This window comes from Psychrobacter urativorans, assembly GCF_904846695.1.
Lineage (GTDB): Bacteria > Pseudomonadota > Gammaproteobacteria > Pseudomonadales > Moraxellaceae > Psychrobacter > Psychrobacter urativorans.
The window spans coordinates 88,175-102,490 of sequence record NZ_CAJHBR010000005.1 but is presented as its reverse complement, the minus strand read 5'-3'; the positions used below and the strand labels follow the sequence as shown (position 1 = coordinate 102,490).

Sequence of the window (14,316 nt, the reverse complement as noted above, 5' to 3'; positions counted from 1 at the left end):
ATGGATACTGATACTCAAGAAGACCGTAAAGCATCAACTAGCCCTAACAGAAATGATACCTCGTGGTCGATTGATTTTTATACTACTAAGGGTCGTAAAGCTGAGAACCAAGACAGCATATTGATCACCAGTTGCTTGCCATATGGTTTTTTAGAGTCGACACTTGCATATCCAGATCAGTCAAGTTTAACGCCCCTAACCGATCAGCCTTTATTGGTGCTGATAGCCGACGGGGTAAGTGCTTGTCAATTCCCCAAACAAGCTAGCCAATTGGTTGTCAATACGATCGCTCACCACCTTACTATCGCTTTAGCGCAGGTGGTGCAACCAGCAGATAATCCGCCCTGTAAGACAGACAGTCAGCCTTCAGTTGACTTCACAACAGCACTAACTGACCTTGACGATAATCAAGTTGCAGGCCTCATCAAGGTCGCCGTGAATAAAGCCAATGATAGTCTATACTTTCCGCAAGTCTATCAGCGGGTGCCACCCCTGTTATCCACACTTTCAGGCCTGCTGTGTATCGGCGATCGTATTCACCTATTCCACACGGGTGATTCGCGTATCTACCTTGTCGGCGTAGATAGCTTGCTGGCACTAAGCCAAGACCATCGGGTACATCAAGGGCTGCATAAGGGAGCGCTTAGTACTGCTATGGGTGCAGACACGCAAGTTACCTTGCAACAATCAGTGTTTACCCTGCATCAAAATGAATGCTTAGCTATGATGACTGATGGGGTCTATGAGCATATTGAGCCTGCCGAGTTACAGTTTGAGCTATGTGCAGCAGCGGCTATATTGCAGCCTATAGTGGCAAGTCACCGATTACCAATAGCGCCGAAGGTCAGCCAAATGTTGTGTGAGCAAGCCTTAATACAGGGCAGTCATGATAATTTAACCATGATTTGGTTGCAAAGACATGCTCAGCCCACGGCATCTAAGCTCAATAACCCTAGTCAAGCTCAGTCTATCAATGGGCCTGATGACGCCTGTAAGTGGGACAAGCAAAATGTCAGTAGCAACGATATCGATCGTTACCAGTTACTAGCTAGCTTGGATGTTGGCGATAACATTGATGGTTTTATGGTTATTGAAGTGATCGCTCGCACTGCTCGTAGCGAGGTATATCTGGTAGAAGATAAAGAGGGTTATAAGTTTGTTTTAAAGTCGCCGAGCCTCGACGCTGTAGGCGATGGGCATTATCTGCGTGAGTTTTTAAAGGAGCGAAAAATTGGCTTGAGTCTGTCTAAGCATCGCCGTGCAGGCGAGCCTGCTTTTAATCAAGTGGACCCCAATAATCTGTCCATCGATAGGCTAAGCGTCAGTGCTTATCAAGAAAATGGCTCAGCGCTTAGTGCATCGGGGGTGTTGCGCTATTATCCAGTACCAGCGAGCAGCAGGTATCTATACCACTTGACAGAATATATTGAAGGCGAAAGCCTACGAGACTTTATCACTCATAATGCCCCTTGTGATATATGGCAAACTTACGATTTGCTAGTCAAGATTGGTATGGCTGTTCGAGTGATGCACCGCCATTATCTATTACATCAAGATATCAAGCCTGAAAATATCTTGTTGACCACCTCTGGCACAGTCAAACTGATTGATTTTGGCTCGGCCAGCTCTTTAATATTGAAAGATAGTACTCGACCCCCTAATGGCGATCTGCACTATGCTGCACCAGAATATTACACTGATGCACCAAAAGGCGTCCATTCTGACCTTTTCTCTATAGCAGTGATTGGTTATGAATTATTGACAGGACAATTACCTTTTAGCTCTCAAACTTTGATGAGTCCGCATAAGGATTTAACACTACCAGTGCAGTGGTTACATCGGCAGCGGGTACCCTTCGCTAGCCAACAGGCTTTAATGCGTGCGTTCCATTCTAGTACCCAAGCGCGCTATCAAGCGATAGGTGAGTTTTTACAAGACTTTAACCCTGATAATAGCAGTAGTATTAACGATCCTGAGCCTCTTATTGTACGCCGTCCGTTATTGGTATGGCACAGCATTTGCTTCATTGAGTTTGTCATTATCTTATTGCTGTTGGCCTATATCAGATAGCCTTGATTAGACTGCCTTGATCAGGAGCACTGAGCCCAGCTATATAAGTAACTTTTTGACTAGTCATTTTAGTTAATGCTGCATTTTGCGGCTTAGGGACTCCAATCTTATGTCGCTCTGTATAAAACCATCAATTACTAATATAAAATCCTGCGCCAAAAAACCTAACGCCATGCGTAGCAATCGCTCCAATGCTGGCGTTGTGATTATTGGTGCTGGCATGGCCGGTAGCCGGTTTGCTATTGAGTTGGCCCGAGCGCAGCAGCAAAGCGAGCCTCTAACAAGCGCCGGTTTAGAGAGTATAGAGGCTCCTTTGCCCATTACTCTGATCAGTAAAGAGCCGCAAGTAGGTTATAACCGTATTATGTTATCGCCTGTATTGGCAGGAGATACCGCCTTTAGCGACACCTATCTGTACTCTGTGTCTGACTATGAGCAGTTAGGCATCACCGTGTTAGCGGGCGTTACAGTGGACAGCATTAATACTGAACAGCAATTTATAAAGCTGCAACAGGGTCAAACGCTCCCTTATGCCAAGTTAGTGATTGCTACTGGCTCAACCGCTCGAGTTATCCCTTTTGACAATCATAAAGCACTTGGCGTGCATGTGTTTCGAGACTTGGCGGATGTCACAGCCTTAACTCGATATGCCCATCAGAATAAGACTGGTATTGTCATCGGCGGCGGGGCATTAGGACTAGAGGCTGCCTGTGCGTTGACCACGCAGGGCGCACATATGACCGTCGTTCATGTGGACAATTATGTCCTAAATCGTCAACTTGATGAGCCAGCAGCCAAGCTATTACAGGCCGAACTGAGCCGCCGTAGTATAGGGCTAGAGCTGGCTGCTAGCACGGAGAGTATCGTCATAAACAATAACAATGCTAACAAGGTATGTGGGTTAGCACTAAAAGATGGGCGCACCTTACCGGCTGATTTTATAGTAATGGCAGTAGGCGTGATACCCAATACCACGCTGGCTAAAGATAATGGCCTTGTTGTCAATCGGGGCATTATCGTAGATCGCTATATGCATACTAGCTGCCAAGATGTTTATGCCATTGGCGAATGTGTTGAGCTCGACGGTGAGTTATTCGGTATGGTGACGCCTATTAATCAGCAAGTAGATACTTTGGTATCGGTATTAAAAAGTCCAAAAATATCGAATGCCAGTCCTTTATCAGCCGCCAAAGTGCTGTCGGATCATAATTTATGGGTACCAGATAGCTGGCAACCCTTTGTAAGTAAGCCATTATCATTAAAATTAAAAGTATCAGGAATAGCTGCTTTTTCAGCGGGCCAAATCGAGTTCGATGAAGAAGAACAGCAGGCTATTGAAACCATAACTTATTACCAAAGGAGCTTAAATCATTATCACTGTCTTTATTGTAAAGAGCAAAAGCTAGTTGGTGCAGTGCTGTACGGTGATGTTGATGAAGGGCCTTTTTATAGCCAGTTAATTAGTGAAGGTAGCGATATATCCCTCATAAAACAATATTTGATCTTTGGCGCCGCTTACTGCCACCTCGATCCCGTTGATACCGACATGATTGTCAGTAATGAGCTGGATTTAGATACAGGCTCTAGCAATAATACTTGCAATGACAATCATGCTATCAACCGTAATAGCCATCAAGAAGATGCGTTACAAGACCAAGCAGTACAAAAAAATGCGTTAAAAGCAGCGGGCTCACTAGGAGAAGTATCATGAATCAGGCCGTTACTGATAAGCCTTCATCTACTAGTAGAGCGCTAGCGCCTAGTAAAACCCCACCAGTTGATGCAGGGCCTAGTGCAGTCAAAGGATTGCAGCGCATTACTCTGCACAACCAAGACTCTAAGCAGACTAAAACTATACGCACCACTTGTCCTTACTGCGGGGTAGGCTGCGGGGTATTGGCGCATGTTGATGAGCTAGGAGTAGTAAGTGTGACGGGCGATCCTACACATCCTGCAAATTTTGGTAAGCTGTGCTCAAAAGGCAATGCGCTGGCACAAACCTTAGGGCATCAGCGCCGACTAACCCACCCTTATTACCAAAATAAACTAGCATCGATGCAGCATCAGCCTGTAGCACTTCAGGCAAGTGAAAGGGATGATGTTGATCTGCCTATTATGAAGCCTACTAACTGGAATGTGGTCTTAGAGGATATTGCTAATCGCTTTAAGGCTATTATCTCAAAGCATGGGCGAGACAGCATCATGTTTTATGTCTCAGGACAGCTACTGACGGAGGATTATTATGTCGCCAATAAGTTTATAAAAGGTTTTATTGGTAATAACAATATAGACTCCAACTCTCGATTGTGTATGTCGTCAGCGGTCGCCGGACACAAACGTGCCTTTGGTGCTGACTTAGTACCTGGTAATTATGAGGATCTGGAGGCCTGTGACTTGTTAGTGCTGGTCGGCTCAAATATGGCTTGGTGCCATCCTATCTTATTCGGGCGCTTCTTAGCCGCCAAAAAAGCCAACCCTAATAAAAAGCTGGTAGTGATTGATCCGCGTCGCACAGACTCTTGTGAGTTTGCCGATTTGCATTTGCCGATTGCTGCTGGTAGTGATACGCACTTGTACAATGGGTTGCTGCATTATCTTGAGCAACAAGGTTGCGGTGATGAGGCCTACGTTGAGCAAAGCGGCGGTGTTGATGAAGCTTTATATAGCGCCAAGCACTGGAGTATTAATAGAGTCTCTGACGCCTGCCAAGTAACCGCAGAGTCTATTCTTCAGTTCTATCAGCTAGTCGCTGCTAATAATAAAACAGTCACAGCATTTAGTATGGGTGTTAATCAGTCTAAAGATGGTACTGACAAGGTTAATGCTATTATTAATAGCCACTTATTCACCGGACGTGTAGGAAAAGTGGGCGCCAGTCCTTTCTCACTCACCGGTCAGCCGAATGCGATGGGCGGACGTGAAGTCGGGGCACTGGCGAACTTACTGGCCGCGCATCTAGACTTAGAGAATGCTGATCATCGTCAACTAGTAGCAGACTTTTGGAAAGCGCCACAACCAATCAACCCCAAAGTTGGGATCAAAGCCTGTGACGCTGCTGATGCCATTATGGATGGGCGTATTAAAGCTATTTGGATCATGGTGACCAATCCGGTAGTCAGCTTACCTGAGGCCGATAAGTTCCGTCAGGCCTTGGCTGAGTGCGATTTGGTTATTGTCTCCGACTGCTCCAAAGATAGCGATACTCTAAAATGCGCTGACATTGTGTTACCCGCTCAAGGGTGGGGCGAAAAATCCGGTACGGTGACCAATTCAGAACGGCGCATATCTCGCCAACGCTCCCTAGTCAGCGCAGCAGGCATGGCAAAACCGGATTGGTGGATATTATCACAAGTGGCCAAACGCATGGGTTTAGCAGGGTTTGATTATCAGCATGAAAGTGAGATATTTAATGAGCACGTAGCACTGACCGCTTATAACAATAAACCTAGCCAGCACCGCTCGAATAACCCTCAGCCGCGTTACCTTAATCTGGCCAAAGAGCTATTAGCCTTAGGCATAGCAGCAGAGGATAGCCATCATTATCAGGGTGAAGTATCCTCATCAAGTGCGCTAAGTATCGACAGCTATGAGTCTATGACTCCTTTTCAATGGGGAGGGCCACGTATAGCGATGAATGAGTCGCCCGCTACCAAAAACCTTCAATCTAGTCACCTAAGCATTAGTGACACTTATAACCCTAAAACCACCCTAATTGCTATTACTTGTTCTAATACACCAAGCTTACCCCATTTGCATCAAGGCAAACGTCAAGTTACTAGCAAGCCTACAATTAAACCCTACCCACATAGTAGTGACGCGCACCAAGCAAGCCTTGCTGATTTACCTAGTATTGATTTGCGCCTTATTACTGGGCGATTACGTGATCAATGGCATACTATGACACGAACAGGATTAGTGGCTCAGCTCAATCAGCATCAAGCCGTGCCAACACTCACTTTACACCCTAACGATGCTGAGCTATTAAACCTTAAAAATGCGGATTTTGTACGACTTTGTGCAAGGTACCAAGATAGCAGGGCGGCTAACAAAACGAGCGCTCAGTCAGAGCATAATAGCAAGGTGCTGGCACAAGTTGCTATTAGCGATAGTATGCGTATTGGTGATGCCTTTATGCCAATGCACTGGAGTGATGCTTTTGCAAGCTATGCTCGCGTTGGCACGCTCATTCCTACGGTGGTTGATCCGCACTCCGGCCAACCTGAACTAAAAAATTCAGCGATCAGTATTCGTCCAGTACCTATGCAGACGTTTGGCAAGATTTTGGTGCATCCTGAGTGGCAAGATACCATTATGGAGCAGCTAAGGGCTATGTTAGCGGCTTTTGAGGCTCAACGCGTCAATACGATTCCAAAGGTAAGGGCGTGGCCTAACTGTAAGCCTCTCAATGAGTCCTTATCATTACCAGCCTTGACTTGGAGCCTTAACCATCAAGCCAACAGCGTGCTGATTAACTTAGCCAGTCCCGTTGCCAGTATGGCGCAGCAGCTAGTTGATTCGGAGTTTTGGCAACAGTTTATAAAAAATCTACAGACGCTTTTACCAGTAGAGGCACCAGTGACTAAGCCAATACAAGCTGAGCTTACTGTATCTAAAGAAGCCGCTTCATTAACTGACGACGTTAAGATGACAACTTCGTTCAGTAGTGCCTTTATAGTGAGTCCGCAGCAAAGGCAACTAAACTTTGTTTTGACCCAAAGTCAGGATAATAAAACAGCAGACTCAGAGATGCTACAGGCAGTTGAGCCCAGTGAACGGCTAATAATGGCCATATATTTTGCTCCCTCATTAGCGCAGCTACCAGTATGCCATTGGCTTGACAGCTGTTTTTTAAGTACTAGTGATATTCCAGCTGACCTGCGTTATAAATGGCTATTGGCTGGCCGACCGGCTAGCGGTTATGTTGATCCAGGGCCGATGATATGTTCTTGCATGTCGGTTGGCAAAAATAGAATCATTGAGGCGATCACTAAGCAGGCTTGTAGCACTGCAGTAGCAATCGGCAAACAGTGTGCAGCAGGGACCAATTGTGGATCTTGCGTGAGTCAGATCAATAGGCTAATAGCAGAGTATGGATAACTGACGCTACCAAAAGTAGGGAGTTTCATACTTATAGCATGGCATAGCAATTGCATTTTATTAGAGACGACTCACTCTGCTTATTACTATACTAAGGTCTCTTTGGCTACTGGCAAGGATTTTACTGAGCTTTATGAATGGCATTATTAGGAGCTATTAACATGACTGATTTATCGGCCTCTACCCCCACTATACCATCTGAGTATTCGGCTAGTGTTACTGCTGAACGGGCGGAGATTATGACACTAAGCTTTAGTAAATCTAGTCTATCATCGAGTAAAAATGCTTCACCGAGCGCTAGACAGGTAGGTACGGTACATTTAGTCGGAGCAGGATCTGGTGACCCTGAGCTATTAACCCTAAAAGCACTGCGAGTGATGCAAAGCGCGGACGTGGTGCTTTATGACAGCTTAGTATCTGAAGACATTTTGGATATGTGCGCGATGAGTGCAGAAAAGATATTCGTCGGCAAACGCTGTGGTACTCATGCCATACCGCAAGCCGGTATCAACGAGTTACTAGTCAAGCATGCGCTAGCTAATAAAAAAGTAGTCAGACTCAAAGGCGGTGATCCTTTTATCTTTGGGCGGGGTGGTGAAGAGTTACAAGAAGTGGTGCGTCATGGCATCCATTTTGAGTCTATTCCAGGCATTACGGCAGCAAGTGCCGCCGCTAGCCGAGTAGGGATTCCCTTAACCCATCGCGACTATGCGCAGTCGGTCAAATTCGTTACCGCATGCAAAAAAACAGGCGGCGCCAACGAGGACTATGAAGAGTTATTAGATAGCACCCAAACGGTTGTTTTTTATATGGGATTGCAGCGCTTGGCTCAGCTAACCCAAGGTCTTATAAAGGCCGGACGAGATAGTGAGACACCTTTTGCTATTATTAGTCATGCCAGCTTGCCCACTCAGCAGATACTTATTGGTAAGCTTAGTAGTATTGCTGAGCAACAAGCATTGGCCAAACTACCTACGCCGGCGTTACTTATTATGGGTGATGTAGTCACTTTGCATTATGAGTTGGCAGCTTATAACCTTGGCAGCCTTAAGTCATTTAGTTATAAATAACTTTCATTAACTCATATTCAACGACACCTTTTGGGGTTTCGATACGCACTTCATCGCCTTCAAATTTGCCAATCAAACCGCGAGCGATAGGCGAGTTAACAGAGATTTTGCCTGCTTTAAAGTCAGCTTCATCATCACCAACGATTTTGTACTGCTTTTCTTCTTCGGTGTCCATATTTTCTATGACTACAGTCACCCCAAATACCACACGGCCGTCATTCTTTAAAGTAGCAGGATCGATAACTTGAGCGCCACCAAGCTTGGCTTCGATGTCACGGATACGGGCTTCGCAAAATCCTTGCTGCTCACGGGCAGCGTGGTATTCAGCGTTTTCTTTTAAATCGCCGTGTTCGCGAGCTTCAGCGATAGAGGCGGTGATGCGTGGACGATCGACACTTTTTAGCTGTTTTAGTTCGACTTCTAAAGCTTCGTGTCCTTGCGGAGTCATGGGATAACGTTGCATATTTTTTTCCTTAAACCAATAACAGCACACCATCTCTTATGGAGACGATGTGGGCATTATTATAAGTATTATAAAATGTTGGTATGCCTAAGGTTTGAGTGGCTAGATAGCACCCACTTAGACAGTACACAATATGAGTGGATAATAAAAAGCATAGTAGCAGTGAGGCCACTATGCTTCTATAATTAATTATCGATTACTAGCTATTACTAAGCTAGGTAGTTAAGTCTAATTTACTGAATTTATTCAGCTACGTCAATAGGCTTTGCTTGCTGATGTAAATCTTGCAGTTTATAAACCTCGAATGGTAAGTCGATAGCGTAAGATTTGCAGACCGCATCGGCCGCCCCTAAAGTGGTCACATAGAACACTTTGCCTTGCAGGGCACTACGACGAATAGAGAAAGAATCCTCTTGCGCTTGCTTGCCTTCGGTAGTGTTAATAATGATATCAATGTTGCCATTTTTTAAAGCATCAACGATATGTGGGCGCCCTTGAGTAACTTTATTGATTTGCTTGCACTCAATACCGTTGGCCACTAATATTTTTTGAGTACCAGTAGTCGTGACAATATTAAAGCCAAAGTCAATTAACTGACGAGCGATAGGTACTACTTGTTGCTTATCACTATCACGTACTGAGATAAATACAGTTTTGCTCTCGCCTTCAATAGGTAGGCCCGGCAAGCGCTCATTACTACCGATAACCGCCTTATAAAAAGCTTCGCCAAAGGTTTTACCTACGCCCATCACTTCGCCAGTAGACTTCATCTCAGGGCTCAAAATAGGGTCAACACCTGGGAATTTAGCAAAAGGGAATACCGCTTCTTTTACCGCAAAAAATGCAGGAACGATTTCTCTAGTAAAGCCCTGATCTTTTAGGGAAGTGCCCGCCATACAACGAGCTGCGACTTTCGCTAATGAAGTACCGATACACTTAGAAACGAAAGGAACTGTACGTGCCGCGCGCGGATTGACTTCTAAGATATAAACCGTTTCGCCTTTTACCGCGAACTGAACGTTCATCAAGCCAACCACACCAAGCTCTTTGGCCATGGCTACCGTTTGCTCACGCATCACATCACATAACTCTTCTGATAATGAGTAAGGCGGTAGCGAACACGCTGAGTCTCCAGAGTGCACGCCCGCTTGTTCGATATGCTGCATGATACCGCCAATCACCACATCAGTGCCGTCACAAATACAGTCGACATCGACTTCGATTGCATCGTCTAAGAAGCGATCCAGTAGTACTGGCGCCTCGTTAGAGGCTTGCACGGCAGTACGTAGATAGTGTCTGAGCTCGTCTTCGTTATAAACGATCTCCATCGCACGGCCGCCCAATACATAGGATGGGCGTACTACTAAGGGATAACCGACATCTTTGGCTTTGACTAAACCATCTTCTAAGCTAGTCGCTAAAGCATTAGTTGGCTGTACAAGATTCAATTGCTCAATCATGTGTTGGAAGCGCTCACGATCTTCAGCGCGGTCAATCGCATCAGGGCTAGTGCCGATGATTTTGACCCCAGCGGCCTCTAAAGCACGGGCCAATTTCAACGGGGTTTGACCACCGAACTGGACGATGACGCCATCAGGCTTTTCGATACGGACGATTTCTAACACATCCTCTAAAGTAATTGGCTCGAAGTACAGACGATCTGAGATGTCATAATCGGTTGAAACCGTTTCAGGGTTACAGTTAACCATAATGGTCTCATAACCGTCTTCACGCATGGCAAGGGCGGCGTGCACACAGCAATAGTCAAACTCGATACCTTGGCCAATACGGTTAGGACCACTACCGATAACCATGATTTTTTTCTTGTCTGTTGGTTTGGCTTCACATTCGCTATCATAAGTAGAGTACATGTAAGCGGTGCTAGTCTCAAACTCTGCAGCACAAGTATCTACCCGCTTGTAGACGGGGTGCACGCCTAAGTCCCAACGTTTTTTACGCAGTTGCTTTTGGGAGATACCTAGTAGTTTGGCTAAGCGTAAGTCTGATAAGCCTTTACGTTTAAAGCGACGTAGGTTTTGCTCAGTCAAGCCGCCAAAGCCTAGCGCTTTCACAGTCGCCTCAGTGTTAACGATATCTTCGATTTGCACTAAGAACCAAGGGTCAATTTTGGTAAAGCTAAATACTTCATCGACGCTCATGCCAATACGGAAGGCATCGGCCACGTAGTAGATGCGTTCAGGCGTTGGAATAGTAAGACGATTGGTAATCTCACTACGAGCTTTATCAGCGCTAAGTTGACCATCTTTAATAGCCGCAAAGTCGATTTGTTCATCGAAACCATCTGAGCCAGTTTCCATGCCACGTAGGGCTTTTTGCATCGACTCTTGGAAGTTGCGGCCGATAGCCATCACTTCACCAACTGACTTCATTTGTGTCGATAACACGTTGTCCGCTTGTGGGAATTTTTCAAAGTTAAATCTAGGTATCTTAGTGACGACATAATCGAGGGCGGGCTCGAAGCTCGCTGGAGTTTTGCCACCAGTAATATCGTTTTGCAATTCATCTAGGGTATAGCCGACTGCTAGTTTTGCGGCGATTTTGGCGATCGGAAAGCCAGTAGCTTTTGAAGCCAATGCTGATGAGCGCGATACGCGTGGGTTCATCTCGATGACGACCATGCGGCCAGTATCAGGATTAATGCCGAACTGTACGTTAGAGCCACCGGTTTCTACCCCGATCTCACGCAGTACTGCCAAAGAGGCGTTACGCATGATTTGGTATTCTTTATCGGTCAAGGTTTGTGCTGGGGCAACAGTGATAGAGTCGCCCGTATGCACGCCCATCGGATCGAAGTTTTCAATGGCACAGATGATGATACAGTTGTCTTTTTTGTCACGAACCACTTCCATCTCGTATTCTTTCCAACCTATCAACGACTCATCAATCAGCAACTGATGGTTCGGTGATAAGTCAAAGCCACGCTCACAAATCTCGATAAATTCATCACGGTTATAAGCGATACCGCCACCTGAGCCGCCCATAGTGAATGAGGGACGGATGATGCACGGATAGCCCATTTTTTCCTGGGTAGCAAAGGCCTCTTCCATAGTTTCAGCAGTCTCAGCACGAGGGCATTCAAGGCCAATACGCTTCATAGCTTTATCAAACAAGTTGCGGTCTTCTGCCATCTCGATTGAGTCTTTGGTCGCGCCAATCAACTCGCAATTATATTTAGTCAATACGCCGTGCTTATCTAACTCTAAGGCACAGTTCAAAGCCGTTTGACCACCCATCGTTGGTAGGATGGCATCAGGGCGCTCTTTAGCAATAATTTGCTCAACGGTCTGCCAAGTAATCGGCTCAATATAAGTGGCATCAGCCATCGCAGGATCAGTCATGATAGTCGCTGGATTAGAGTTGACTAAGATGACTCGATAGCCTTCTTCTTTTAGGGCTTTACACGCTTGTGCGCCTGAATAATCGAACTCACACGCTTGGCCGATAACGATAGGGCCTGCGCCAATGATAAGAATACTTTTTATGTCGGTACGTTTTGGCATAATGTTTTTAAGTCCTATTTTGGCGAGTTTATATTTGTATGATGTTTGGGTAAGCAACAAGATTTATAAATAATTAAAAATCTTCTGAAGACAATGTGATTTAATGATTTTAAATACTAAAATAATTTTTATTTAATTTTAAGTAGTATCATTTACTTAATATTAATCTTTTCAAGAGCAATATCAAGACAGGCTAAAAACTCTATAAATTCATTTGATGAATACGAATAATTAGATAATCCAACTTCTAGCGCATGTCCAATTACAGCAAAAGTTTGTTTGAGAGATAACTCTGAGTTTTTAGCTAATAATTCAGAAAACCTTCCTAATTCACTAATCGTAAATCCGTATTCATACTTTGCTGTTTCTATATCCTTTAACATTATTTCAATAATGTCTGAGTCTAAAGTACGGGTATGTATCAATGGAATATCACGAATAATATCTTCTAATAAATCAAACGGTAATTCTTCATTAAAATTGCTCAAAAGAATATAAGCGAAATCCCAGCGTTGTTTAGCGGATAACTTTGATAAATACTGAATGTATTTGTTTTGGAACTCTTGTAATACAGCATTCCATGACTTATCAAAGTTTTGCTTATTTTTATCACTCATATTGCTAGAAAATAATTTATGATCTGACAAAGCATTATCTATATTACTACCACTTTTTCTCACGAAAAGCTGAGAGATAAAGCTCACTATTTAGACCTAGCCATCATCGCCGCAAACTTATCAAACAATGGCGCAGCATCATGCGGCCCAGGACTGGCTTCGGGATGACCTTGGAAGCTAAAGACTGGTTTATTGGTCAGCTCAATGCCTTGGTTGGTGCCGTCAAATAGTGAGCGATGGGTCGCTTTAACGTTATCAGGTAGGGTGTCTTCATCAACCGCAAAGCCATGATTTTGACTGGTAATCATAACCGTGCCCGTGGCTAGATCCTGTACTGGATGGTTAGCACCATGATGACCGGTTTTCATTTTGATAGTATTGGCACCACTAGCTAGACCGATCAGCTGATGACCTAAGCAAATACCAAAGGTTGGAATGTTAGTTTCTTCGATGATATGACGGACGACATCGATAGCATAGTCACAAGCTGCAGGGTCGCCAGGACCGTTTGATAAGAAGATACCCTGTGGATTCATCGCAAGCACATCAGCGATAGGAGTCTGCGCTGGAACCACAGTCACATGACAGCCACGGTCAACGAGCATACGCAAGATGTTGGTCTTAGTACCGAAGTCATAAGCGACGACGTTATATTTAGACTCGATATGAGTGCCGAGCTGTTTAAAGAAGCCACCAGTACCGCTATCATGGCTACCGACTAAATCACGGTTGAGTAGGGTGTCAGATAATTCCCAAGTACCGGCTGTCCACTCAAAGCTATCGGAAGTACAGCACTCTTTGGCTAAGTCCATGCCTTCAATACCAGCAAACTCTTTTGCCAGATTAATCGCTTGTTGCTCATCGTCTTGACTGATCGTTTCGCCATTAGAGGCCGTCATGATGCAGCCATTCTGTGCGCCTTTATCCCGTAATAGGCGAGTAAGCTGGCGAGTATCAATCTCAGCAATAGCAACAGTATCGTTACGCTTGAGATAGTCAGTCAAGGATTCAGAATTGCGGAAGTTAGAGGTAACCATAGTGGCATCACGAATGATGAGGCCTTCTGCCCATATTTGATGCTTATGATCTACATTGCCTGATTCAGCATCTTCAGAGTTAGTACCTGTATTGCCGATGTGCGGATAAGTCAGAGTCACTAGCTGACGGGCATAACTAGGGTCAGTTAGGATTTCTTGATACCCTGTCATGGCCGTATTGAATACCACTTCACCGACACGATGACCCGCGCTACCGATACTCAGACCGCGAAAAATCGTACCGTCTGCTAGTGCCAAAATTGCTTGTATTTCTGTCGATGAATTCAAGGATTGCCTCCGCTGTTATAAGTGAGTGCCCCTATGTTCTGCTAGGATAAATATTGGTTTAAAGTTGCGATTTATAGGACTATAACTGCAGTCAATGAACTATAAAAAACAGCCTGAGACAAAATTTAGCCGCAAAAAAGCGAGAAGACATTA

At 44.9% G+C, this 14,316-nt stretch carries 8 protein-coding genes; 4 read left to right on the top strand and 4 right to left on the bottom strand.

The features are described 5' to 3' along the window. The 4 genes from JMY09_RS05520 (at nt 1) to cobA (ending at nt 8,237) form a co-directional block, all read left to right on the top strand. Complete coding sequence (locus JMY09_RS05520) at nt 1-2,070, top strand: bifunctional serine/threonine-protein phosphatase/kinase (protein WP_201622597.1); 2,070 nt, start codon at nt 1-3, stop codon at nt 2,068-2,070. A 109-nt stretch (nt 2,071-2,179) separates the two neighbouring features. Beyond that, the gene (locus tag JMY09_RS05515) at nt 2,180-3,781 is read left to right on the top strand and encodes an NAD(P)/FAD-dependent oxidoreductase (protein ID WP_227677184.1); all 1,602 of its coding nucleotides are present in this window, start codon (nt 2,180-2,182) and stop codon (nt 3,779-3,781) included. Continuing rightward, nucleotides 3,778-7,167 carry a molybdopterin-dependent oxidoreductase gene (locus JMY09_RS05510; RefSeq protein ID WP_201622596.1) on the top strand — a complete coding sequence of 1,130 codons (3,390 nt, stop codon included), beginning with the start codon at nt 3,778-3,780 and terminating at the stop codon, nt 7,165-7,167. Before JMY09_RS05515 ends, JMY09_RS05510 begins: the two co-directional genes overlap by 4 nt. 239 nt (nt 7,168-7,406) lie before the next feature. After that, nucleotides 7,407-8,237, top strand: a complete 831-nt coding sequence (gene cobA, locus JMY09_RS05505; RefSeq protein WP_379606632.1) for a uroporphyrinogen-III C-methyltransferase — start codon at nt 7,407-7,409, stop codon at nt 8,235-8,237. On the opposite strand, the gene greA is transcribed toward cobA, so the two are convergent. The 4 genes from greA to carA all read right to left on the bottom strand — a co-directional run bounded on the left by greA (nt 8,224) and on the right by carA (nt 14,163). Next, on the bottom strand, nt 8,224-8,700 hold the full coding sequence (gene greA / locus JMY09_RS05500; protein ID WP_201622594.1) for a transcription elongation factor GreA: 477 nt from the start codon (nt 8,698-8,700) through the stop codon (nt 8,224-8,226). The genes cobA and greA overlap by 14 nt on opposite strands. Nucleotides 8,701-8,942: 242 nt before the next feature. Continuing rightward, on the bottom strand, nt 8,943-12,221 hold the full coding sequence (carB, locus tag JMY09_RS05495) for a carbamoyl-phosphate synthase large subunit (protein ID WP_201622593.1): 3,279 nt from the start codon (nt 12,219-12,221) through the stop codon (nt 8,943-8,945). A 152-nt stretch (nt 12,222-12,373) separates the two neighbouring features. Next, entirely contained in the window at nt 12,374-12,925 is a 552-nt protein-coding gene (locus JMY09_RS05490) for a hypothetical protein (RefSeq protein ID WP_201622592.1), read from the bottom strand. Then, nucleotides 12,925-14,163: a glutamine-hydrolyzing carbamoyl-phosphate synthase small subunit gene (gene carA / locus JMY09_RS05485; RefSeq protein WP_201622591.1), complete on the bottom strand. Its 1,239-nt coding sequence runs from the start codon at nt 14,161-14,163 to the stop codon at nt 12,925-12,927. The genes JMY09_RS05490 and carA overlap by 1 nt, the downstream gene beginning before the upstream one ends. Nucleotides 14,164-14,316: the final 153 nt, after the last annotated feature.